Source organism: Microbulbifer flavimaris (assembly GCF_001641755.2).
Taxonomy (GTDB): Bacteria; Pseudomonadota; Gammaproteobacteria; order Pseudomonadales; family Cellvibrionaceae; genus Microbulbifer; species Microbulbifer flavimaris.
Genome location: NZ_LRFG02000002.1, coordinates 852,057 through 874,369, shown reverse-complemented (window position 1 = coordinate 874,369; position 22,313 = coordinate 852,057). Strand labels below are relative to the sequence as shown.

The following is a 22,313-nucleotide window of genomic DNA, read 5'->3' as shown; positions in this document are numbered from 1 at the left end:
GTTTTCTGGCCGGGAAATTTTGCTGACGGCGATTGTGGATCAACAGGTACCGGGAAGTACCCGATGAAGAAATACCGACTGGAAGCATTCAGCGACGGAGTCATTGCGATCCTCATCACCATCATGGTCCTGAACATGGAAGTGCCGAGCGGGGTGGGTGCGGATAAATTGCTGCCGGTGATTCCGGTTTTTCTGACCTATGTACTGAGCTTTATCTACCTGGCCATTTACTGGAGTAACCACCACCACCTCTTCCAGGCGGCGATCGGGGTTAACCGGCCGATTCTGTGGGCCAACCTGAATCTGCTTTTCTGGCTCTCACTGATTCCATTTGCCACCGGCTGGATGGGGGAGAACCACTTCGCACCGGGTCCGGCCGCCCTGTACGGTATGGTGCTGTTGCTTTCGGCCATTTCCTACTGGATTCTACGGCAGCTGGTGCTGGCCTCTCTCACTTCCCAGGCCAGGCTGCTGCATCCCATCGGTCGCAATTGGAAGGGCTGGCTGGCGACAGTGCTTTACTTGCCGGCTATTGCACTGTCATTTCTGTGGGAATGGGTTTCGCTGGCACTCTATGTACTGACTGCACTCTTATGGTTGATACCGGACCGGCGGCTGGAGCTGGCACTGGCGGATAGAGAGGCGGGATGCTGAAATACCAGACCTCAAAATGAATTCTTGCAAGGGGACAACGATGCAATCACTCAAGCTGATGACTTTTCTGCTCGCGAGCCTTCTGGCACTGCCACTCGCGGCCGCGGCGGAACCGGAACCCACGGAGATCGTCGTGCGGGCCAAGTCCAAGGACGCCAAGTTCATCGGTACTTCCATGGGCGGGGCCATGGTGCGTATCCGCAATGCCGAGAGTGGCAAGATTCTCGCCGAGGGGCTCACCGAGGGCAGCACCGGCAATACCGACCTGATCATGAAGCAACCCCACCGTCGCCACCAGTCCATTGCCGAGGGGGCCGCGGCCTTCCGCACAACCCTGGAGCTGAGTGAGCCGGTGTTTGTGACGGTTGAGGTGCTGGCACCCTATATCAAGAAACAGGCCCGGGTGGCGGCCCAGACCCAGGTCTGGCTGGTGCCCGGAAAACACCTGGCGGGCGAAGGACTCGTGGTTGAGATTCCCGGCATGGTGGTGGATGTGCTGAGTCCGCAGACACACCGTTATACCCAGATGTCCGATGCCCCTTTCGATATCCGCGCAAATGTGGTGATGATGTGCGGTTGCCCGATTAGTGACGGTGGCCTCTGGGATGGCAGCAAAATGGAAGTGGCGGCACTGATAAAAAAAGATGGCAAGGATTTTGCCACCGTTCCCCTCGTGCTCGAGGACACCAATACTTTCGCCGGGCAACTGAAACCCGACAGCCCTGGCGTCTACCAGTTGCTGGTTTACGCCCATGATCCACGCACAGGTAATACCGGTGTGGATCAGGTGAGTTTTATCATCAAATAAAGCCTCCCGGAGTCGAGGCGGACAGCAAGTTTCGAACTGGCCCCGCTGGAGAAAGCGGGGCTGACATGCCACGGCAGCGCCACACAGGGAGGTGGCCGGCAATGAAAAAGGAAGACACCGAGGCCCTGATCCGCTCACACCGGCGGGAGAATATCGCCCGGCGGCTACATCGGCCGCCACCGTCACAGAACACTTCGGACTTCGTCCTGGGTGCCATCGATGGTTGCGTCACCACCTTTGCAATTGTCGCGGGCGGTTTTGGTGCCGGGCTCCCCGCAGCGGTGATTCTGATCATGGGGCTCGCCAACTTGATTGCCGATGGCTTCAGCATGGCGGTCAGCAACTTCGAGGCGGTCAATGCGCAGCGGGAGTATGCCGACTCGGCGCGTCGCACGGAAGAGGAGCATATCGCCAAGGTCCCGGAGGGGGAGCGCGAGGAGGTGCGGCAGATCTTCGCCGCCAAGGGCTTCCACGGTGATACGCTGGAGAAAATCGTTGTCACCATTACCGGCAATCGCAAGCTCTGGATCGAGACCATGCTCAACGAGGAATATGGTATCGGCCAGGCCGAGGGCAATCCGCTGCGCTCGGCGGTGATCACTTTTCTCGCTTTTGTCCTGGTCGGTGCGGCGCCGCTGTTTCCTTACCTGATGCCGGCCCTTGGTCTCGATCTGCAGTTCCTGCTCAGCACGATACTGGCTGGGCTGATGTTCTTCTTTATTGGTATGGCCAAGACCCTTGGCCGGCAGCGCAGTGCAATTTTTTCCGGCTTGAAAACCCTGTTGCTCGGTGGTGCCGCAGCGGGACTGGCCTATCTGACGGGCTGGTTACTGCGCTTCCTGGTCACCGGTTAGCAGGGCTTGTCAGTGAGTGGGCCCCAGGTATTTGCCGGGCCGTGCAGGCAGTAGCTGGTCTTCTACCGATGGTCACTATCTCGATTAATCCCGCTACATAAAAAGCCGGTTACGGTGCTCTCAGTTGCCCGGATCATCTGCTAATTAAAAATTTTTTAAAAATTCGCGGGTTTTCACGTTTTCCTGTTTTTGCCCATTGGTTCGTGATCTGCATTTAGATTGAGGCCGTACCTCCGGTCACTATCAACAACAGAGGGATGTGATCATGTTCAGCAAGAAGAAATTGTTCTGTGCAATTGCCGGTTCCGTATTCGCCGTTTCCGCGTCTGCGGAGGGTATCTATGTCAGCGGTAATATCGGTTACAGCAATATGGACGATACCGACACCAGCGGCAGCTTCAGCAGTGAGTTTGTCACCGGCCCGGGCACCACGATTCCGGCAGGTGTGGCTCTGCCGGCCGGTACCAATGTGGGCTGGGACACCAAGGTCGACAGCGGCACTACTTTCAGCCTCGCCCTGGGCTACCAGATCGATCAGTTCCGCCTCGAGGCGGAGTATGCCAGCGCCCAGAACGACGTTGAGTCCCACGATAGCGTCAGCGCGGCCGGCATCGATCTGACCGGTGAGGATGCTGGCGTGCTGGTCAGCGGTGCACCGGCCAACCTGGGTGTGAGCGTTGGTGACCTGGTTGCCGCCGGCGAGGGTGAGTTCGACAGCAGCTACCTGTTTGCCAATGTTTACTACGACTTCGACCTGGGCACTGCACTGACTCCTTACATTGGTGCCGGTATTGGTAATGCGTCTATCGATGTGGACTACAGCCCGTCCGGCGTCACCATCATCAACGACGATGACAGCGTATTTGCCTACCAGTTGATGGGTGGCGCTACTTACGAGATGAGCGAGCAGCTGAGCCTGTTTGGCGGTTTGCGCTGGCGCCAGACTGATGACATTCAGGTGAATGCAGATCTGTTCGACGCCGAATTCGAGGTACAGATGGATAGCCTGGTGGCGGAAATCGGTACCCGCTGGCAGTTCTAAGCCAGGTGAGTGATTGTGGGAGGATGGTCCATGGATGGACCATCTTCCTCACTTGCAGCTTTGTAAAGTAACCGTGCAATAACCGAATACTATCTGCCCGCCACAGTCCTGCCAGCTGCTCACCCTCCGCAAAACAAAGAAACCCCTGACAGAATCCCACAAACTCGCGCCTATTTTGCGTCCACCGGCAATGGCAAAGATCTACCGTTAAAGGGAGACCGTACGGATCTCTGCCCATTTCAATCAACAGGATGTGACTATGTTGCGCAAAAGGATTCTCTGTACCGCGATTGCGGCAGGAGCACTGTCATTTGGTGCCCAGGCGGACGGGCTCTACCTCGGCGGTTCTCTCAGCTACAACGATATGGATGACGTGGATACGAACGGGCGCTTTACCCGTGACTTTATCACCGGTGGTCCCGTCAACGTACTGCTGGAGCGAGGCACCCGCGTGCGCTGGAATACGGACGTGGACAGTGGCTGGGGTGTGAACCTGGCCCTGGGCTATCAGGTGGATGCGTTCCGCTTTGAGGTGGAATACGCCTATGCGGAACACGATGTCGACTCACACGGCAACGTCCGCGTTGGTGGCGTCGGCAATATTGATGACCTGGACGCCTCGGTATTGATCGAGGGGCTCGACACGGAGCTGGGTGCAACGGTTGGCGAAGTCGTCCGCGATGGCAAGGGTGAGTTCAGCACCGACTACCTGTTCTTCAATGCCTTTTACGACTGGGATACCGGTAGCCAATGGCAGCCCTACATCGGTGTCGGGGCCGGTAATGCCTGGGTGGATGTGGACTACAAACCGTCCAACGTACGCATTATCGACGATGACGACAGTGTGTTCGCCTGGCAGTTAATGGGAGGTATCAATTACCTGTGCAGCGATGAGCTGACGTTTTTCGGTGGCTTGCGCTGGCGGGAGACCGACGACGTTGAGGTGCGCAGCAGTCTGCTGCCGGCGAACTTCGATGTGCAAACCGAGAGCTGGCTTCTCGAAGGCGGGGTGCGCTGGCACTTCTGAGCCAGCATGGTCCACCATCTGACGGCATGGCGCGGCCTCTCACGGGCCGCGTTTTGCCGTCTGGCTCAGGCGGCGACGACCCGATTGCGACCGGTGTGTTTGGCCCGGTACATCCTTGCGTCGGCCTCGGCCAGCAGCTGTCCATGGGTGTACTCGTGTGCGTTGCCTTCCGCCACCCCAAAGCTGATGGAAACCTGCACTGGCTCGTCGTAAGTCTCACTGAGGGCCTGCACTTTTTCCCGCAGTTTCTCTGCCAGCACGCCGCCGCCTTCCAGATCGGTGTTCGGCAGGAGAATCAGGAACTCCTCGCCTCCCCAGCGGGAAACGATATCGCCCACGCGCGTGTTTTCCTGCAGTATGCGGGCGACGTCGCGCAGTACCTGGTCGCCAAAGCCGTGCCCGTGCTCGTCATTGATGGTTTTGAAGTTATCCAGATCCCCGACCAGCACCGTGTAGCGCCCCGCCATCTGGTGGTCGCGCCGTTCCAGCTCGTTCATGGCGCGATAGGCCTCACGGCGGTTGACGAGCCCGGTGAGTGCATCGGTGCTGGCGCGGGCTTCCAGCTCCTCGGTCAGGTGTTGCAGCAGCTGCTGGGTTTGCTGGCGGCTGCTGTCGAGTAGTGCCGTCAAGGCGGTCAGCGCCCCGAACACGGCGAGGAAGCGCGCCCGGTAGGCGGTGTCATACTCGGCGGTGAGGCCGGGGAATTCCGGGTAGAAGAGAATCAGTGCCGTCGCCCCGCCCACCGCCAGCAGGGTGGCGGTGCCGGCTCGATAGCCATACAGATTGATGAAGCCCGGGACCAGGGTGACAGCCCACATCAGGCCGGTATTTTTCACACCGCCGGAGAGAAGCAGGTAGAAGTACAGCACCAGTAACAGCAGGCCCACCAGAAGCGGGGTCTTGCTGCTCTGGCCGACCAGGTTGATCGCCACATAGACGCCGAGGATGATACCGGCGATGCCAAACAGCACCCCGGACAGCAGCAGCTCGCCATTGGTCAGCGCCATTACCGCCATGGCGCCGGTAATGGCCATGGCAAAGAGCAGCATATAGCCCGATGTCAGGATGCGCCGGCGCAGCTCGATTCGTCGAACCTGGTCCACCGGGCTCGAGAAATCGTAGGTGTCGCTGGGTAAACCTGGAATCATGGAGGTCCCTGTGCAAGCTGGGCCTTGCTGTCCCTCTGGCCCATTCCGCCCTGCCCCGGCGGCGAATTCTTATTGGTTGTGGCAGCGGCCATGCAGCCGGCTTCAGAGCGAGGCCACAGTATAAGTGGATAACCGGCGGTGCCAAAGGCCGGCGGCTATAGTTTCAGCTGGGTGAGCGACGGAATCGGTAAGCGGTGACAGTGATCAAACTGACAAGCGGTGACATCCTGACAATCCGTGCCGGCGGACTGGTCTGCCCGGCCCATAAACACCTGATACGCGGTCGCGGCCTCTCCGACCAGATTTTTGAGCGCGGTGGCGCCGCGCTGGAAGCTGCCTGTGATCTGCAGCCTGAGTGCGAAGTGGGTCAGGCGCGCCTGACGAGAGCCTACGGCCTGCCCGTTTCCTACCTGATTCATACGGTCACTCCCCAGTGGAGCAGCGGCGATCAGTGGGGTGCCAAAGCGCTGGCGCAGTTGGGGCAATGCTATGAGAGCGTACTCGACCTGGCCCAGGCCAAAGGCATTCGCACGTTGTTATTTCCCGCCCTGGGCGCCGGTACCAACCGCTTCCCGCACAGCATTGCTGCGCATCGCGCCCTGGAGGTGCTGGTGCCGAGGGCTGCAGGATTCGAGCAGTTGACCGTTTGCCTGCACACCCGGGCGGCCCTGGCCGAATGGCGGCGGGTGGAAAAACAGTTTTTTGCCGAATCCGGATGAAGACGCTGGCCGGGTCGCCATCGAGGGCACCTGGCGGGAGCAAATGAAAAAAGGCGGGCACTTGGCCCGCCTTTTTTCTTTGGTATGGAAGCGCTTACTTCTTGGCGCGCTTGCGCATATTTTCCTGCAGGATCTTCTTGCGCAGGCGGATGTGGTTGGGAGTCACTTCCACCAGCTCATCGTCCTCGATGAATTCCAGCGCCTGCTCCAGGGTGTGGCGGATCGGCGGGGTGAGGGTCAGGGCCTCATCGGTGCCGGCTGCACGCACATTGGTCAGCTGCTTGGCCTTGGTGGGGTTTACCACCAAGTCATTGGCGCGGGAGTGAATGCCGACGATCTGGCCCTCGTAGATGTCCTCGCCGTGGCCCAGGAACAGGCGACCGCGGTCCTGCAGCGCATAGAGCGCGTAGGCCAGGGTCTTGCCATTGACCATGGATACCAGCACACCATTGGTGCGCTTGGCCACGTCGCCCATCTTCACCGGACCATAGTGGTCAAAGATGCTGGTCATGATGCCAGAGCCACTGGTCATGGTCAGGAACTGTGAGCGGAAGCCGATCATGCCGCGGGACGGCACGATAAACGTCAGGCGCACGCGGCCCTTGCCGTCCGGCTCCATGTTGGTCAGCTCCGCCTTGCGCAGGCCCAGCTCTTCCATCACGGAACCCTGGTGCTGATCCTCGACGTCGATGACCACTTCCTCGTAGGGCTCCTGGATCTCGCCGTCGATTTCACGCTGCACCACTTCCGGGCGCGATACGCCCAGCTCGAAACCTTCGCGACGCATGGTTTCGATCAAAACGGACAGATGCAGTTCGCCACGGCCGGAAACCTTGAACTTATCCGGAGAATCGCCCTGCTCGACCCGCAGTGCCACGTTGTGGATCAGCTCCTGATCGAGGCGCTCCTTGATATTGCGGGAGGTGACGAACTTGCCATCCTGGCCGGCGAACGGCGAGTCGTTGACCTGGAAGGTCATGCTCACGGTGGGTTCGTCCACGCTCAGGGCGGGCAGTGCTTCCGGCAGTTCCGGGTCACACAGGGTGTCGGAGATGTTGAGCTCGCCTACACCGGTGATGCAGACGATGTCGCCGGCGCTGGCCTGTTCCACTTCCACGCGCTCCAGGCCCAGGTAACCCATGACCTGCAGGACCTTGGCCTTGCGGGAGTTGCCGTCACGGTCCAGTACCACTACCTGCTGGTTCGGCTTCAGCGTGCCGCGGGTGATACGGCCGACGCCAATCACGCCCACGTAGCTGTTGTAGTCCAGTGCGGAAATCTGCATCTGGAAGGGGCCGCTCTGGTCCACTTTCGGCGGCTCGACCTTGTCCACGATCATCTGGAACAGCGGCGTCATGTCGTCGGCCATATCGGTGTCGTCGAGACCGGCGATGCCGTTCAGGGCGGAGGCATAGACCACCGGGAAGTCCAGCTGCTCGTCGGTGGCGCCGAGGCTGTCGAACAGGTCGAATACCTGGTCCATGACCCAGTCCGGGCGCGCGCCGGGACGGTCGATCTTGTTGATGACCACGATCGGGTTCAGGCCCTGCTCGAATGCCTTCTGGGTGACGAAGCGGGTCTGTGGCATGGGGCCGTCCACCGCGTCCACCAGCAGCAGGACGGAGTCGACCATGGACAGCACCCGCTCCACCTCGCCGCCGAAGTCGGCGTGTCCGGGGGTGTCGACGATGTTGATACGGTAGTCGTGCCAGCGGATGGCGGTGTTCTTGGCCAGGATGGTGATGCCGCGCTCACGCTCCTGATCATTGGAGTCCATCACGCGCTCCGCGTCGGCGTCGCGGCGGTCCAGGGTGCCGGACTGGGACAACAGCTTGTCCACCAGGGTGGTCTTGCCGTGGTCTACGTGGGCGATGATCGCAATATTGCGCAGGTTGTCTATCACAGTGAACCTCTGAGGGGGTAGTGCGCGCAGCTTGCTGACTGGCGCGTCAAGTCAATCGGGGCGGGGCTGACAGGCAGCGGGTATCCGGCCAAAGGCGGCGATTATAGTGGCCAAGCGTGACAATTGGGAGCAAAAATCGAACAAAAAACCGCCAGCTCGCCCGCTTTTTTCGGCCAGACGAGGGAATTTTCCATTACCGGCGGCCGAATCCGCTGGTGAATCCTGGGCAAAGCTGATGCGCCCACCATGAAAAGGAGGAAACCGCGTGCTGCTGGGGCGGGGCAAGCCGACGCCGGTTGTTCCCAGTCATGCCGTGGGCGCTTCAGGCTGTACTTGGCTTTCAGGTCCAGGATGAAGTGCCACCGCTTATGAATAGCACGCTGCGTGCGGCGGTTTTTCTGGTGTGCGATGATTTTCGCATTCGGTTGGTGTGTCGGCGGGACGGCAATATGAAGCGCTTTGCATGGATCCTCGGTGTGTTGGTGGCGGTTGCCTGGCTCGTTGACAGGGCACTAATGCCGCAGCAGGGCTATCAGCCGGAGGCGTTGCAGGGCGTAGATGTGAACCCCGAGAGCCTGGGCTATTTCCCTGACAATTACGGGCAGAGCCGTGAACGGTTTCGACAGCTACGCACGCTGGCACCACCGCGATACCGGGTACAGGGGGGCCTTTTTAAGGTGCCCTCCCCCGATGAGGATCTGACCCTGGACTGGCTGCATTTCCGTAGCGATGCAGCGCGCCTGGTCGTCCTTGTGAGCGGTGTGCATGGTATGGAGGCGCCAACCGGCGCGGCAATGCAGCAGCTATTTGTGGATATGTTGCGCGCCGGCCAACTGCCCGGAGACTTTGACGTACTGATGTTGCATGCGCTCAATCCATATGGCTTCAAATATGGACGAAGGGCAACGGAAAACAATGTCGACCTGAATCGCAACCTGGATACAAACGCCGCTCTGTTTGCGAGTGACAATCAGGGTTACAGACAGTTGCGAGAATTTCTGTTGCCGCAAACCCCGGTGGATTTGAGTCAGTGGGAAAACCGGTTTTTTGCCGAGCGCCTGTCGCTGAAGCTGGTGCGCAACAGCCGCGATGCAATTCAGGAAGCCGCACTCAGCGGGCAATATCAGTACCCGCAGGGGTTTTATTACGGTGGCTCAAGTTTTGAGCCTCAGCAGGCATTTCTACGGCAGCTTCTGACTGACAAGGCGGCTTCTTACCAAAGCATTCTGTTTGTCGATTTGCATACCGGCTTTGGCACGCGCGGCGAAACCCATTTCTACCCGGGTAATCCTGCCACAGAGCAGATGAAGCGCGATATGGCGTGGGTTTTTCAGGACTATGAGATGGTGTGGCCTTCCCGGGAGTCCGGGTTTTTCCCGATCCGGGGTGACCTGATTGGCTTCGCGGGGAAGCTGCTGGCAGCGGAAAAGCGTTTTGTGCCGATTATTCTGGAGTTTGGCACAATGGATAGCCTCGCTACCAAAGGTGGGGTGGAGTCACTGCATCGGACAATGCTGGAAAACCAGGGGCACTTTCACGGTTTCCAGACGACGCAGGATCGCGCCGAAGTACAGCGCCGCTATCAGGAAATGTTTTACCCTTCATCAGGTCGCTGGCGCAGCAAGATTGTCGAAGACATGAGGGGAATCTACCCACAGATTCTCGACCGTTTCCGGCAGCTGGATGGGGTGAAACTCGAAACTGGGCAGCTCAACGCCACCACGGATACCGACCGTTAGGCCCGTAGTATCCGGGGAGAATGGGAAGCATCAGGGGGTATTGGGCCAGCTGAGCGTGGCGCGGGTTCCGCCCAGGGTGGGGGAGCGTCCAAGCTTGAGTTCGCCGTCGTGCCACATCATGACCTTCTTCACAATGTAGAGCCCGAGACCATATCCCTGGTCATCGGTGGCAGAGCGGGTAAAGGCGTCCGTCAGCTCCAGGGCATCACCGGCCAGGCCGGGGCCGTTATCGTCCACCGTCAGCCGACAGTGCCGTTCGCTGGAGTCGAACCGCAGGTCGACCCGGTTGTGCGCATACTTACGGGCATTGGTGACCAGGTTTTGAATGGCAATCGCCAGTGTGTCCGGCTCGAACCAGGCTTCGCCGTCGGGAAAGTAGTAGCCGAGCTCGAGTTCCGGGCAGTGCGTTTCCAGCGATGAAGCCAGATCGTCAAAGAAGCTCTCCAGGCAGACCCTCTTGCGGGTAATGAACTCCTCATGGATTTCGACGCGGGAGAAGCTCAGGTACTTGTCCACCAGCTGTTCGATGTCGCCCACCGCACGGGTGATGACCTGCTTGCTCTCTGCTCCCTTGTCATCCAGCGCCAGCTGAAATTTCACCCGAGCCAGGGGCGTGCGAATCTCATGGGCAATGGTGCGGGCCAGGTCCTGGTTCATCTGGCAGTAGCCCAGCACGATGTTGGATACACGCCTGAAGGTTTCAGCCAGTGGGTAGATCGTCGAACGGCGGTTGCTGGGTGCCGGCATCCGGAATGGACGCTTGCTGAACCGGATTGCCAGCGTCTGCAACCGGTTGAGGTCGCGGAACATGGGCCAGATCAGCAGCAGTAGCACCAGCAGGATGCTGCCGATAAACAATAATCGCCACTGGGTGATGCTTTCCGGCGCCTGCTGGTCAAAGGGGCCAATTTCGAGAATGCGCTGGTCACTCAACCGGTAAAAGCGCACCTGTTGACTGCCATCATCGAGGCCGACAGTGGCGCCGGCCTGCAGCCGCGACATCAATTCAGCGGGAAAGTGGACGGCATCCAGGGGGTAGCTTTGCGCCAGCGGTGTCTCGCTGTGCTGCAGCGCCTGCGCCAGCTGGGTGGCGCTGATCATATAGTCGTCCGGACCACTGGAATACTCTTCGTACAAGGCGCTGATGGCGGTAAAGACGACTACCAGTGCCAGCGCCATCATGCCCAGCAGGCGCAGCATTTGGGCGCGCATTAGTGACTGCCCCTGGCAGAGCAGAGCGCGTAACCGCGGCCGCGAACGGAGCGGATGGCGACTTCATCAGTAAAAGCTTCCAGTTTCTTGCGCAGCCGGCTGACCCGCATATCGACTACGCGATCGAGACCATCAAACTCGCGGCCGATGACGCGCCGGAACAGATATTCCCGACTCAGGAGCTCCGACGGCTGCTCGGCAAAAATCAGCAGAAGATCAAACTCGTTGGCAGTCAGCTGCAGCGGCTCGCCGCCGACGCTTGCTTCGCGACTGGTGAGGTCGACTTTCAATGGGCCGAAGCGGATATCGGAGCATGCGGGCGCTGGTTTGCGCGTGTTGCGCATATTCGCTTCTATTTTTGCCCAGAGCAGTTCCGGATCAACAGGCTTGACCAGGTAATCACAGGCGCCGAGTTCGAGGCCGCTGACCTGGTCCTGCACCGAACTCAGGGCACTGATGAAAATGAGCGGGCATGTCAGCTGATGCCGGCATTGCTCTAGCAGGCGGAATCCACTGGCATCGGGCAGAACGACGTCTGCCAGAATCAGGTCGTATTCCCGGTGATGCAGCGCTTTGAGGAAATCATTGCCATTGCCCGCATGGCTGACGATGCAGCCGCGTTCGCCAAGAAAGCGGCAGATCAGCGCGGCCAGTTGCTCGTCGTCCTCCAGCAACAGAATGCGGTAGCCCGTTGTGGTCACAGCAGGCCCCAACCGTAACGTCGCTGGTGGCGTGTAGGTCGATAGCGTGCCACTTTCAGTGTGGCCGACGCCACCTCTTCCCCACTTTCCGCCGCCGTTACCAGAAACCTCGTGTCGGTATCGGCGGTGACATAGATATCTATCTGGGTTTGCGGATTGCCGCTAAAACAGCGCACCAGCCCTTTGTCGGCAATGTTGAGGCAGTAGCGGCTTTTATCCTCGGCAGTGAAGTTGACACTCACCGAAATTGCGCAGTGATCCTCGCCGTCGTTGATGGCGCAGAGCGTTGGCGTGAGGCTCAGTTCGGCCGCATTGCCCATCCCCGGCACAGCCAGGGTCGCGCAGAGTAACAGCAGAAGTGAGCGAAAGAGTTTCATCGCCCGTTACCGATGGAATACTGAATCCCCGCAAACCAGCTCAGTGTCTCGGGTTTTTCGATGAAGCGGGGAAGCCTGCCGTCGAGGTCAAAATAGCTGTAGCGGCCGGCGAGTCGGACGGCAAAGCCCTTGCCGATGGGATAAGAGAACTGTAGCCGCACATACTGGTCGGTGACGTCCCCGGGCGGATACACGGCGGCGTAGCGCCTGGCGAAAACCCCGGCTTCCTCTTCGGTGAAATGGTAGTAGTAGCGGACGAGGTCAGTATCTTTCTGTACTGCCCCGATTCCCCACCCAATAGCGCCGTCAAACAGGGGGTACTGCTTGTCGATACTCAGATGGGTCTCGCTGCCATGATGTACACCGGTGACATCGTACAGCCAGGAAAAAGAGACATCGGCCAGCTCAGTGACCAGGGTGCCGCTGGGGCCGGCCATCAGCGAAATCCTGCGATCGATTTCACTCACTTCAGTGGCTTCCCGAAGTTGCACGAAAGACGTTACCGATCCGGCAGCCACCTCTGGCTTGTCCAGCTGGAAGAACAGGCCGTCTTCATTCGGTTGTGCGATCAGGTCGATATAAAAACGCTTGTTCTCGACCAGGCTGTAGCCCGCGGTCAGGTTGCTGACGAAGAAACGTTTTCCGTAATAACTGAATGCGGGGAGTAAAAAGGTTTCGCCATCTTCGCGCCCATCGAGGGGATTCTCGATCAAGCCGCGGCCGCTCACCAGGGAGAGCTTCCACTCGGGCGCGCTGATCTCAGTGCCCTGGGCGGCACCGTGAGCAACCAGCAACAGTAATGTTATTAGAGTTCTTCTGTACATATTCCGGGAAGCGGACAAATCGGTCAGCGTCTCTTTTACCACAACCCTGCCCGACGAGCGGGACCACCAGATCAAAAAGTCACAAACTGTTACAAAGTTGCAGGCTGGCAGAAATAAATCACGCTGGCTGCAGAGTCACAGCATGTTGTTTTGTCTTTTGAAGGGGTGGAGCCGACGTATCTTCTGATACGGGGGGGTGGAAGCGGTCGGGATGCGGGTCCTTTTTTGGCCGCTACCGCCCCCGGAATGAATCCCCCGGCTTGACAGGCTGCTCACATGGTTTTGATTTTCAGGAACAGGGGGCGCTGCCTCCTGTGCAGCGAAATAATTCGCTTGTCATCAAACGCTAAGTTTCCCGGAGCGGTTGCAAAAAAGCAGTGTGGTTGCTCCGTCCCGCGCTCGCCCGGACCGTTCCCGGGGGGGCCACGTTAAGGCGTAAATTGACGAAAGTGCCCCTACTCGGGGCGGTGGGGCAGGTGCGGCCGCAACACAGCCACATTGCGGTAGCCTTCATCGATCAGGTGCGAGGCGTGCAGTTTGCTCATCACGCCGCGGCTGCAATACAGCAGGTACTTCTGCTCCGGATCCAGCTTGCCGAAGACGCTGTTCAGGCGGTAGAAGGGAATCACTTTCACCTGGCTGTCTTCCAGCTCCAGCGGGTCCATCTCCTCCTCGTCGGGGTGGCGGATGTCGATGATCACCGCATCGCCGGCTTCGCCGACCACTTCCACCTCGGGCACTTCGCCCTGAACTTCTTCCATTACCTGGTCGATGTTCTGCATTACCCGGTTGCTGACGGCCCGATCGAGCACGGTGAAGTCAAAGTGGCTCTCCTCCTCCTCGACCCGCTCGCGCTTGGCTTTAGTGGTGGGCTTCACGGAGATGACACCGCAGTACTCCGGCATGTTGGCCGCGAATTCTTCCGTACCGATTTCACGGGCAGTGCGGATGATGTCGGTCTTGTCGCTCACGATCAGCGGGCGCAGGACCAGGGTGTCGGTGACGCTATCGATTACTGACAGGTTCTTCAGCGTCTGGCTGGATACCTGGGCGATCGCCTCGCCGGTGACGATCGCATCCATATTCAGTTCGTTGGCGATCACCGTCGCTGCGCGCATCATCATGCGCTTCAGGATCACACCCATATGGGAGTCGTCTACGTTGGTGAGGATCTCCGCCACCACCTCATCAAAGGGCACGGACACGAACTTTACCCGGTGGGAGGACCCGTAGCGGTTCCACAGGTAGTAGGCCACTTCCTTGACCCCAAGCTCATGCTGGCGGCCGCCGAGATTGAAGAACAGGAAGTGGGTGCGGATGCCGCGCTTCATGGTCATATAACTGGCGACGATGGAGTCGAAGCCGCCGGACACCAGCGACAGCACCGGATCCTGGGTGCCGAGCGGGAAGCCGCCGAGCCCCTGGTGCACTTCTTCCACCACATTGAGCTTGTCATGACGGACTTCCAGTTTGACCGTGATATCCGGGTTGCGCAGTTTCACGCCGGCGGCGCCGGTGTTTTTGTTCAGACCACCGCCGACATACTGCTCGACGTCGAGAGACTGGAAGTCGTGCTGGCCGCTGCGCTTCACTCGCACACAGAAAGTTTTGCCATCGAGCTTGTCACCCCAGACAGAGAGCGTTTTCTCGTACATGTCGTGCAGGTCACCCAGGGGGAATTGCTGCACCCGGGCAAAGTTGGCGATGCCGGGGGTATGGGCCAGCACCTCCTCGATGCGCTCGGCCAGGTGCGCCACCGCATCCGGGGCAATTACCTCGATTTTCTCCCAGTCCTTGAGGATCTTGATGCGATCGTCCACGCGGTGCAGGAGGATGCGCAGGTTGTCCTTGAGCTGCTTGGACATGCGCTTGCGCACCGGATTGCTCTTGATGGTGATTTCTGGGAAGAACTTGACGACAAAGTGCATGGGAACCTGTGTTGTACCGCTTTGCTGGGAAAACGCTGCATTATAAACCAGCGGGCTGCCAACTGGTCGTGCACTCGGATTGTGCGTATACGCGCGAATGCGCGCCATTATGGTGCAACAAGTGGTGGCCAGCTGCGCCGGTTGCATCTATTCTGACCAAGACCACGCCATGCGGCCCCGCTGGAGCGCCATCTGGCGCCGCTGCCCCAATTTGGCACACTCCTTGCTTTGTTACTGGCTAAATAAAGGTCGCGCATGTGGACCTTTACGACAGAAGAGCACACGCCAGCAAAAGGGCTGTCGCAACTCAATATTTTTCCAAGACCTGGAGGACTGCAATGTCAGCGAAAACGCTCGGTTTGATTAAAGAGAGTGAGGCCAAGTGGGTAGATCTGCGCTTCACCGACACCAAAGGTAAAGAACAACACGTATCCCTGCCGATTTCCGAGATTGACGGCGAGTTCTTCGAAGAAGGCAAGATGTTCGATGGCTCCTCCATCGCTGGCTGGAAGGGCATCAACGAGTCCGACATGATCCTGATGCCGGACGACGAGACTGCCGTACTGGACCCCTTCACCGACGAATCCACCGTGATCCTGCGCTGTAACATCGTCGAGCCTTCCACCGGTCAGGGTTATGAGCGCGACCCGCGTTCCATCGCCGAGCGCGCCGAGGAGTACCTGAAGTCCACCGGCCTGGGTGATACCGCCCTGTTTGGTCCGGAGCCCGAGTTCTTCGTCTTTGACGACATCACCTGGGGCGCGGACATGGCCGGCGCTTTCTACAAGATCAACTCCGAAGAAGCTGCCTGGTCTTCCAGCATGCCGCATCCGGAAGGCAACATCGGCCACCGTCCGGGCGTCAAAGGCGGTTACTTCCCGGTTCCGCCGGTCGACTCCCTGCACGACGTGCGCGCCGCCATGTGTTCCGCGATGGAGCAGATGGGCCTGGAGATCGAAGTACACCACCACGAAGTGGGCACCGCCGGCCAGTGTGAGATCGGTGTTGGCGCCAACACCCTGGTGAAGAAGGCTGACGAAGTACAGATCCTGAAGTACTGCGTACACAATGTTGCGCACGCATACGGCAAGACCGCCACCTTTATGCCCAAGCCGCTGGTAGGTGATAACGGCTCTGGCATGCACATTCACCAGTCCTTCAGCAAGGACGGTGTGAACCAGTTCGCTGGCGACGGTTACTCCGGCCTGTCCGAGACTGCCCTGTATTACATTGGCGGTATCATCAAGCACGCTCGCGCGATCAACGCCTTTGCCAACGCTTCCACCAACTCCTATAAGCGCCTGGTACCGGGCTTCGAGGCGCCGGTTATCCTGGCGTACTCCGCGCGTAACCGCTCTGCGTCCATCCGCATCCCGTACGTTGCCAGCCCGAAGGGCAAGCGCATCGAGGCCCGCTTCCCGGACCCGACCGCCAACCCGTACCTGGTGTTCGCTGCCATGCTGATGGCCGGTCTCGACGGCATCAAGAACAAGATCCACCCGGGCGATCCGGCTGACAAGGACCTGTACGACCTGCCGGCGGAAGAAGTGGCCGAGTACCCGACCGTTGCTTCCAGCCTGGAAATGGCCCTCGAGGCACTGGATCAGGACCGCGCCTTCCTGACCGAAGGCGGCGTATTCTCCGACGACGCCATCGATGCCTACATCGAGCTGAAGCGAGAAGAGGTAGAGCGTCTGAACATGACCACTCACCCGGTCGAGTTCGAGATGTACTACTCCGTTTAATGCCGCCCCGGTGTCCCCGTGATGCCGGTCGCATTTAACGCCAAAAGCCCGCACCCTCCAGGTGCGGGCTTTTTTGTTGGCGGTACACTAGGTTGTAAATAGAGATTGTAAATAGCGGGACATCCATTCATTGTCAGGCGTGGTTGTGTCCACGAGCAGGATTTCATGAAGAAACACTACGGACTGTTGATTGCGCTGTTAACCATTGCCGCGCCGGCACTCGCCGGCAGTGACGGCTCGGATGAGTCGGCTTCCAGCGGTAGTGTGGTCTACAAGACGGTGGGGCCGGATGGCAGCGTGGTGTTCACCGACACGCCACCCCCGGATGGCAAGGCAGAGCGCATTGAGCTGGGGCCAGTCAATGTGCAGCCACGGCCCATGCCCAATCGCAAGCTGTCACCCAAAAAACAGGACACGGATGACCGGCCCCGAGCCTATGCGGGCCCGGTGAATTTCGCCATCGTCAGCCCGACGAACGGCGCTACCATCACGCCCGGGCAGCGCTTTATCGTGATGCAGGTGGCTATCGAGCCACTGCCACCCCAGGGGCACCAGGTATTCGCCGTGGTGGATGGGCAGCCCTGGCTGGGCAGCTCTTCGGGGAATCGCCTGGATATCTCCGCGCTGGAGCGGGGCAGCCACACGCTGCAGGCGGTGCTGACGGACCCGGGGGGCAACGTGCTGGCCCGCTCGCAGATCATCAATCTGTATGTGCAGCGGCCCGGTGACCAGGTGCCGGACTTCCCCGGTGCCCAGGCACCGAAGGCGCCTCGCTCGCCAGCCGCACCGGCCCTGTCGCGCCCCAAACAGCCGCGCGGCGGTAACTGAAGCCTCTCTTCCCTTTCCGACCTTTTCGCCAGCGGGTTCCTGCTGGCGCCGGCCGCTATGTACCTGACCTGTCATCCGGTCACGGCGCTGTATTTTTTCTGAGCAATGCACCACAATGGTGCGAAACTGAATGGCTGCCCTCTGTTGCCCATTGCTGCCGGCCTTTGGCCCTGTGTGGGGCAATGCCGTCTTGGCCGGCCCCCGCCTGAAAGCGTCTTGTGCCCGTGTTTGGCGCGTATGGATAGGCAGCCACTCCCCAAAAACCACACCGTGCGCCATTTTGGTTTGCTTTTTGCACCGCAATCTATCGACCGCTTTAGGAATGGCACGCCGCGCCACCATTGAATCGGAAACTCGCCATGCTCAATGACCGCCAGCTGCGCTACATGCTGGACAGCCTGACCACCGCCGTGCTGGTTCTGGATGACAGCCTGCTGCTTTGCTACCTGAACTCTGCCGCCGAAGATCTGCTGGCGGCATCCAGTGCGCGAGTCGAAGGCCACCCGCTGCGGGAACTGGTGCGGGAGACTGAGGCTGCGCAGGAGGCGATGCGGGCCGCATTGGCCAGTGGCGAGCGCTACACCGTGCGCCGCACCGACTGGCTGCTGCACAATCTCGAGCGCCGCACCGTGGATTACTCCGTGAGTCCGGTTGCCGAGCTGGGCCTGCTGCTGGTGGAGGTGCAGCCCATGGACCGGCTGCTGCGCATCGCACGGGAAGACGCTTTGCTCAGCGCCCAGGAGACCACCCGTAACCTGGTGCGGGGCATGGCCCACGAGGTGAAAAACCCCCTCGGCGGCATTCGCGGCGCCGCACAGCTGCTGCAGCGTGAGCTGCCTGACGAGGAGCTGGCGGAGTACACCCAGATCATCATCGACGAGGCAGACCGCCTGCGGAACCTGGTTGACCGCTTGCTGGGCCCCAACCAGCCGGCCTCGATGGAGGCCACCAACGTTCACGAAATCATGGAGCGGGTGGCGCAGCTGATCGATGCGGAGTGCGACGGCGAATTGCGGATCCGCCGCGACTACGACCCGTCCATTCCCGAGTTTCCCGCCGACGACGAGCAGCTGATCCAGGCACTGTTGAACATCGCCCGCAACGCCATGCAGGCCATCGACGAAAGCATTGGCCTGGCCGCTGGTGAGATCACCCTGCGCACGCGTATCCAGCGCCGCTTTACCATCGGCCGCCGCTGCTGCCCCCTTGTCTGTCGCATCGACATCGAGGACAACGGCCCCGGTATTCCCGAGGACATTCGCGAGCGTATTTTCTACCCGATGATTTCCGGCCGCGCCGAAGGCTCGGGACTCGGGCTTTCCATCTCCCAGAACATCATCAATCAGCACCGCGGCCTGATCAAATGCGACAGCCGCCCGGGGCAGAGCGTATTTCAGATTTACCTGCCCCTGGACAACGAATAGACGCCTACGGAACCGAGAAATATGAGCAACCGCGTTTGGATTATTGACGACGACCGATCAATTCGCTGGGTACTGGAGCGGGCGCTCTCCCGCGAAGGAATCGATACCAAGTGTTACGAGAGTGGCGACAGTGCGCTGGATGATTTTTACAGCGACTCCCCGGATGTGGTGATCAGTGATATCCGCATGCCCGGCTCGGATGGCTTCAAACTGCTGCAGCGGTTCCAGGCGGAGCGCCCGGCACTGCCGATCATTATCATGACCGCCCACTCGGATCTCGACAGCGCCGTGGCCGCTTATCAGGGCGGTGCTTTCGAATACCTGCCAAAGCCGTTCGATGTGGATGAAGCAGTCGCGGTGACCCGCCGCGCCCTCGCCCATGCCAGCGAGCAGCAGGCGGATGAGCCAGTGGCCGTGGAGCAGGTCATTGGCAGCAAGGAAATCATCGGTGAAGCGCCGGCCATGCAGGAGGTGTTTCGCGCGATTGGGCGCCTGTCGCACTCCAATATTACCGTGCTGATCAACGGCGAATCCGGCACCGGTAAAGAGCTGGTGGCCCAGGCGCTGCATAACCACAGCCCGCGCAAGAGCAAGCCGTTCATTGCCCTGAATATGGCCGCGATTCCCAAAGACCTGATGGAATCGGAACTGTTCGGCCATGAGAAAGGCGCGTTCACCGGTGCCTCAACCCAGCGTGCCGGCCGCTTCGAACAGGCCGACGGCGGTACCCTGTTTCTGGATGAGATCGGCGATATGCCCGCCGAGACCCAGACCCGGTTACTGCGCGTCCTCGCCGATGGTGAGTTTTACCGTGTTGGCGGCCACACGCCGGTGAAGGTGGACGTGCGGATCATTGCCGCCACCCACCAGGACCTGGAAAAACTGGTCACGGAACATAAGTTCCGCGAAGACCTGTTTCACCGCCTCAACGTCATTCGCATACACATCCCGCGCCTGGCCGACCGGCGTGAGGATATCCCCCGCCTGGTGCGCCATTTCTTCAACAGCGCCGCCAAGGACCTGGGGGTGGAGCCGAAAATCCTGCTGAAAGACACGGAAGAGTACCTCGCCAACCTCGATTGGCCCGGCAACGTACGGCAGCTGGAGAATACCTGCCGCTGGATTACTGTCATGGCCTCCGGCCGCGAAGTCCATGTCGAGGACCTGCCCCAGGAACTCCAGCAGCAGACCGCCAGCACCGCGGCGCCGCAGGACTGGCAGAAATCTCTGCGCCTCTGGGCCGACCAGGCCCTTGCGGCAGGTCGGCGGGAAATCCTCAGCGAGGCGGTACCGGCATTCGAAAAAGCCCTGATCGAGATCGCCCTCAAGCACACCGCCGGGCGCAAACGGGATGCAGCGGAACTGCTCGGCTGGGGCCGCAATACCCTCACCCGCAAGCTCAAGGAGCTGGGCATGAATGGTGAAGGCGAATAGCGAACCATTTCCTGTCTTGTCTTTATCACACTGAAAAAGCCGCTCCCCGTGAGCGGCTTTTTTGTTTCAGTCGGAATGGCCAACGTTAATGAAGAATATGCTCGTACTTGGTACGGACGTTAATGTGGTGCGGATAAGGGAGGGTAAAAAGGAGCTGCCTGGCGGAAATTATTTTTCATGTAGCCAGATATGGCCACGTGTGATCATATATGGGTGCCCCTAGCGCCATCTAGGAGCGCGGTCAGATATCACCTCGCAAAAGAATAAACTGTTATGGTTAGGTCATGTCGAGAAAATTTTTAGGGAAGGAGGTTCTTGATTGGCCAGAGTTTAGCCAACTTTGCTTGGGCAAAAATAAGTCTTTCCTAAAAGAAATATCGGTTGGAGTTTGGGACTGGGACCATTTTGAGCGCCGTTTTCTGGCAACAAAGAATCTTCCAAAGCTTAAGGTGCTCAATATATTTAATGCGAGGTACAGCAGCTGGCCATTTAGGGTGCTAACTGAGCTAGAACGTCAGCAGCGTCCTCTAAAATCGCTATACGTATACATATTTCAAGGGTATCACAATTGTGGCCGTCTTAAGTTTTGTCTAAAGGAGAGCCAAGTCAGTGGCCTTGCGATCCCAGTTTTTGGAAAGATTACCGCCAGAGACTTTGAAATAACCGGGAGCTATTTTGGTATAGATACTATAAGCACCGAGCTCGTCCCAGAATGGAATGAACCATAACAAGGCGCTGCAGACCGACGGCCAACCTTATACACTTTATGTGCGGTCTCTGCGCTCCCATTATCGCGCATAAATCGCCCAGAATTGTCCGCGGCTGAGCGCGGCGTTATGTGAAACTATGATCATAGAGATTTTTAAAACTATCGCTATTGGTGCTCCCGTAGTGTTTGTTACTGCATACGCTTACGTTCACTTACTTCTTTGTATAGCAAAATTCAGTGCTGGAATTGTAAAGTTAGTGCTCAGCATGGTTGTGTACCTGGCTTCGTGTCCTTTGTTCGTGGCACCGTTGATCTTTCTTGTCGATGATGCGCGCTTTGCCATTAAGGAATCGACCTGGGCATTTGGCTATGTGGTTGCCGGCTACGCTGCTATTGCTGCCCCTGGATTCTATTACCTTGCTAAAATTAAAATCCAAGAGCTACAACGGGCGGGCTACTTTCTGCCTGAGTACTGACACACTTGACCGAGCGAAGCAGGCGAATAAATTAAAGCGGCATTACGCTTCGCCTGGAATCAATTTAAATTACTGCTATTAGCGGCGTTATTAATCTTGGATATCGTGTTAGATATGAAAAAGGATTTCTTAAGGCGTTCTATAAACTACGTGCTGATTCCTCTCGGTGTTGGGTTTGGGCAATGTATTGCGAAAGCAATCAGCAGCGATCATGACATCACTTATGCCTACATCGTTCTGTGGTCAGTTCTTGCGAGTATTCTTACATTCCTTTTCTTGATGACGTTTTTCCCTTGGTGGGAGTCAAAAAGGCATCGTTTAGGTAAGCCTGACCCGGTTCCGGTATATTGTTCACCTTTACTATGGCTACCGTTGGCTGGTGCGGTGGCGTATGTATTTTTCCTTATCATCGATGCATAACAATAGCGGGCAGGATACTCTGCCTCTAAGGGTATTCGCGGGTGTCCCAGCACTATGCGAATATTTTGCGGCTTGCTACGCTGCCTCCTTAGCACAATTTTTAAAGCAATGGCCACATCCGCAAAGATCGTTGGGGATTTAATGAACAATAAGCTACTAACTAAAGATTTTTTTCCTTAAAAGCTTATATCGCCTACGGTTTTGTGCTGTGGTTTCTTTTTGCAGATTGCCTGTATGGAGCCTTTGTAGGTGAAGTCTATATTCCGTCCCATCGAGGCCGCGGTGATCGCTATATTTCGGGCTATGCGTCCTGGCTGCTGCCAGCTATGATTGCGCTAGCC

General features: G+C 58.6%; 20 protein-coding genes. 13 read left to right on the top strand and 7 right to left on the bottom strand.

All coding sequences use genetic code 11. The features are described 5' to 3' along the window. Window positions 1–63 precede the first annotated feature (63 nt). The 5 genes from AWR36_RS08620 to AWR36_RS08600 all read left to right on the top strand — a co-directional run bounded on the left by AWR36_RS08620 (window position 64) and on the right by AWR36_RS08600 (window position 4,385). Entirely contained in the window at window positions 64–654 is a 591-nt protein-coding gene (locus AWR36_RS08620) for a TMEM175 family protein (protein ID WP_067083727.1), read from the top strand. A 40-nt stretch (window positions 655–694) separates the two neighbouring features. Further along, a complete protein-coding gene (locus tag AWR36_RS08615; protein ID WP_231745284.1) occupies window positions 695–1,462 on the top strand; it encodes a hypothetical protein in 768 nt (255 codons plus the stop codon). A gap of 101 nt (window positions 1,463–1,563) precedes the next feature. Beyond that, the gene (locus AWR36_RS08610; RefSeq protein WP_067083725.1) at window positions 1,564–2,316 is read left to right on the top strand and encodes a VIT1/CCC1 transporter family protein; all 753 of its coding nucleotides are present in this window, start codon (window positions 1,564–1,566) and stop codon (window positions 2,314–2,316) included. A 265-nt stretch (window positions 2,317–2,581) separates the two neighbouring features. Next, entirely contained in the window at window positions 2,582–3,358 is a 777-nt protein-coding gene (locus AWR36_RS08605) for an outer membrane beta-barrel protein (RefSeq protein ID WP_082679512.1), read from the top strand. 259 nt (window positions 3,359–3,617) lie between these two features. Further along, window positions 3,618–4,385: an outer membrane protein gene (locus AWR36_RS08600; protein WP_067083721.1), complete on the top strand. Its 768-nt coding sequence runs from the start codon at window positions 3,618–3,620 to the stop codon at window positions 4,383–4,385. Between the two features lie 65 nt (window positions 4,386–4,450). On the opposite strand, the gene AWR36_RS08595 is transcribed toward AWR36_RS08600, so the two are convergent. Next, window positions 4,451–5,533, bottom strand: a complete 1,083-nt coding sequence (locus AWR36_RS08595; protein ID WP_067083719.1) for a GGDEF domain-containing protein — start codon at window positions 5,531–5,533, stop codon at window positions 4,451–4,453. 200 nt (window positions 5,534–5,733) lie between these two features. On the opposite strand from AWR36_RS08595, the gene AWR36_RS08590 reads away from it, so the two are divergent. Then, a complete protein-coding gene (locus AWR36_RS08590) occupies window positions 5,734–6,252 on the top strand; it encodes a macro domain-containing protein (protein WP_067104633.1) in 519 nt (172 codons plus the stop codon). 94 nt (window positions 6,253–6,346) lie between these two features. Here AWR36_RS08590 and typA read toward each other — a convergent pair whose 3' ends face one another. Beyond that, entirely contained in the window at window positions 6,347–8,155 is a 1,809-nt protein-coding gene (typA, locus tag AWR36_RS08585; protein ID WP_067083715.1) for a translational GTPase TypA, read from the bottom strand. 449 nt (window positions 8,156–8,604) lie between these two features. Here typA and AWR36_RS08580 point away from each other — a divergent pair, with 449 nt between their 5' ends. After that, window positions 8,605–9,894 carry a M14 family metallopeptidase gene (locus AWR36_RS08580; RefSeq protein ID WP_176491116.1) on the top strand — a complete coding sequence of 430 codons (1,290 nt, stop codon included), beginning with the start codon at window positions 8,605–8,607 and terminating at the stop codon, window positions 9,892–9,894. A 30-nt stretch (window positions 9,895–9,924) separates the two neighbouring features. Here the strand turns inward: AWR36_RS08580 and AWR36_RS08575 are convergent, their stop codons facing one another. From AWR36_RS08575 to thiI, 5 genes are all read right to left on the bottom strand, one after another. After that, a complete protein-coding gene (locus AWR36_RS08575; protein ID WP_067083712.1) occupies window positions 9,925–11,106 on the bottom strand; it encodes a sensor histidine kinase in 1,182 nt (393 codons plus the stop codon). Continuing rightward, the gene (locus AWR36_RS08570; protein WP_067083710.1) at window positions 11,106–11,807 is read right to left on the bottom strand and encodes a response regulator transcription factor; all 702 of its coding nucleotides are present in this window, start codon (window positions 11,805–11,807) and stop codon (window positions 11,106–11,108) included. Before AWR36_RS08570 ends, AWR36_RS08575 begins: the two co-directional genes overlap by 1 nt. Then, complete coding sequence (locus tag AWR36_RS08565; RefSeq protein ID WP_067083709.1) at window positions 11,804–12,184, bottom strand: DUF3019 domain-containing protein; 381 nt, start codon at window positions 12,182–12,184, stop codon at window positions 11,804–11,806. Before AWR36_RS08565 ends, AWR36_RS08570 begins: the two co-directional genes overlap by 4 nt. After that, window positions 12,181–13,008 carry a MipA/OmpV family protein gene (locus AWR36_RS08560; protein WP_082679489.1) on the bottom strand — a complete coding sequence of 276 codons (828 nt, stop codon included), beginning with the start codon at window positions 13,006–13,008 and terminating at the stop codon, window positions 12,181–12,183. The genes AWR36_RS08565 and AWR36_RS08560 overlap by 4 nt, the downstream gene beginning before the upstream one ends. Window positions 13,009–13,463: 455 nt before the next feature. Then, entirely contained in the window at window positions 13,464–14,936 is a 1,473-nt protein-coding gene (gene thiI, locus AWR36_RS08555; protein WP_067083705.1) for a tRNA uracil 4-sulfurtransferase ThiI, read from the bottom strand. A 338-nt stretch (window positions 14,937–15,274) separates the two neighbouring features. Here thiI and glnA point away from each other — a divergent pair, with 338 nt between their 5' ends. The 6 genes from glnA (at window position 15,275) to AWR36_RS16110 (ending at window position 21,972) form a co-directional block, all read left to right on the top strand. Beyond that, window positions 15,275–16,681, top strand: a complete 1,407-nt coding sequence (glnA, locus tag AWR36_RS08550; protein ID WP_067083702.1) for a glutamate--ammonia ligase — start codon at window positions 15,275–15,277, stop codon at window positions 16,679–16,681. A gap of 165 nt (window positions 16,682–16,846) precedes the next feature. Further along, on the top strand, window positions 16,847–17,509 hold the full coding sequence (locus AWR36_RS08545; protein WP_067083700.1) for a DUF4124 domain-containing protein: 663 nt from the start codon (window positions 16,847–16,849) through the stop codon (window positions 17,507–17,509). Window positions 17,510–17,868: 359 nt separating this feature from the next. Continuing rightward, on the top strand, window positions 17,869–18,933 hold the full coding sequence (gene glnL, locus AWR36_RS08540; protein ID WP_067083698.1) for a nitrogen regulation protein NR(II): 1,065 nt from the start codon (window positions 17,869–17,871) through the stop codon (window positions 18,931–18,933). 21 nt (window positions 18,934–18,954) lie between these two features. Further along, window positions 18,955–20,367 carry a nitrogen regulation protein NR(I) gene (gene glnG, locus AWR36_RS08535; RefSeq protein ID WP_067083696.1) on the top strand — a complete coding sequence of 471 codons (1,413 nt, stop codon included), beginning with the start codon at window positions 18,955–18,957 and terminating at the stop codon, window positions 20,365–20,367. Window positions 20,368–21,213: 846 nt separating this feature from the next. Beyond that, window positions 21,214–21,552, top strand: a complete 339-nt coding sequence (locus AWR36_RS08525) for a hypothetical protein (protein WP_067083692.1) — start codon at window positions 21,214–21,216, stop codon at window positions 21,550–21,552. Between the two features lie 114 nt (window positions 21,553–21,666). Beyond that, a complete protein-coding gene (locus AWR36_RS16110) occupies window positions 21,667–21,972 on the top strand; it encodes a hypothetical protein (protein WP_141398504.1) in 306 nt (101 codons plus the stop codon). The last annotated feature ends 341 nt before the right edge of the window (window positions 21,973–22,313 follow it).

What these genes read in the sequence shown, in the direction of transcription:
- AWR36_RS08525 (WP_067083692.1), top strand. Translation starts at nt 21,214, where the DNA reads ATGATCATAGAGATTTTTAAAACTATCGCTATTGGTGCTCCCGTAGTG.
- AWR36_RS08610 (WP_067083725.1), top strand. Translation starts at nt 1,564, where the DNA reads ATGAAAAAGGAAGACACCGAGGCCCTGATCCGCTCACACCGGCGGGAG.
- glnL (WP_067083698.1), top strand. Translation starts at nt 17,869, where the DNA reads ATGCTCAATGACCGCCAGCTGCGCTACATGCTGGACAGCCTGACCACC.
- thiI (WP_067083705.1), bottom strand. Translation starts at nt 14,936, where the DNA reads ATGCACTTTGTCGTCAAGTTCTTCCCAGAAATCACCATCAAGAGCAAT.
- AWR36_RS08545 (WP_067083700.1), top strand. Translation starts at nt 16,847, where the DNA reads ATGAAGAAACACTACGGACTGTTGATTGCGCTGTTAACCATTGCCGCG.
- AWR36_RS08600 (WP_067083721.1), top strand. Translation starts at nt 3,618, where the DNA reads ATGTTGCGCAAAAGGATTCTCTGTACCGCGATTGCGGCAGGAGCACTG.
- AWR36_RS08565 (WP_067083709.1), bottom strand. Translation starts at nt 12,184, where the DNA reads ATGAAACTCTTTCGCTCACTTCTGCTGTTACTCTGCGCGACCCTGGCT.
- AWR36_RS08605 (WP_082679512.1), top strand. Translation starts at nt 2,582, where the DNA reads ATGTTCAGCAAGAAGAAATTGTTCTGTGCAATTGCCGGTTCCGTATTC.
- AWR36_RS08560 (WP_082679489.1), bottom strand. Translation starts at nt 13,008, where the DNA reads ATGTACAGAAGAACTCTAATAACATTACTGTTGCTGGTTGCTCACGGT.
- AWR36_RS16110 (WP_141398504.1), top strand. Translation starts at nt 21,667, where the DNA reads ATGAAAAAGGATTTCTTAAGGCGTTCTATAAACTACGTGCTGATTCCT.
- AWR36_RS08575 (WP_067083712.1), bottom strand. Translation starts at nt 11,106, where the DNA reads ATGCGCGCCCAAATGCTGCGCCTGCTGGGCATGATGGCGCTGGCACTG.
- glnG (WP_067083696.1), top strand. Translation starts at nt 18,955, where the DNA reads ATGAGCAACCGCGTTTGGATTATTGACGACGACCGATCAATTCGCTGG.
- AWR36_RS08580 (WP_176491116.1), top strand. Translation starts at nt 8,605, where the DNA reads ATGAAGCGCTTTGCATGGATCCTCGGTGTGTTGGTGGCGGTTGCCTGG.
- AWR36_RS08620 (WP_067083727.1), top strand. Translation starts at nt 64, where the DNA reads ATGAAGAAATACCGACTGGAAGCATTCAGCGACGGAGTCATTGCGATC.
- AWR36_RS08595 (WP_067083719.1), bottom strand. Translation starts at nt 5,533, where the DNA reads ATGATTCCAGGTTTACCCAGCGACACCTACGATTTCTCGAGCCCGGTG.
- glnA (WP_067083702.1), top strand. Translation starts at nt 15,275, where the DNA reads ATGTCAGCGAAAACGCTCGGTTTGATTAAAGAGAGTGAGGCCAAGTGG.
- AWR36_RS08615 (WP_231745284.1), top strand. Translation starts at nt 695, where the DNA reads ATGCAATCACTCAAGCTGATGACTTTTCTGCTCGCGAGCCTTCTGGCA.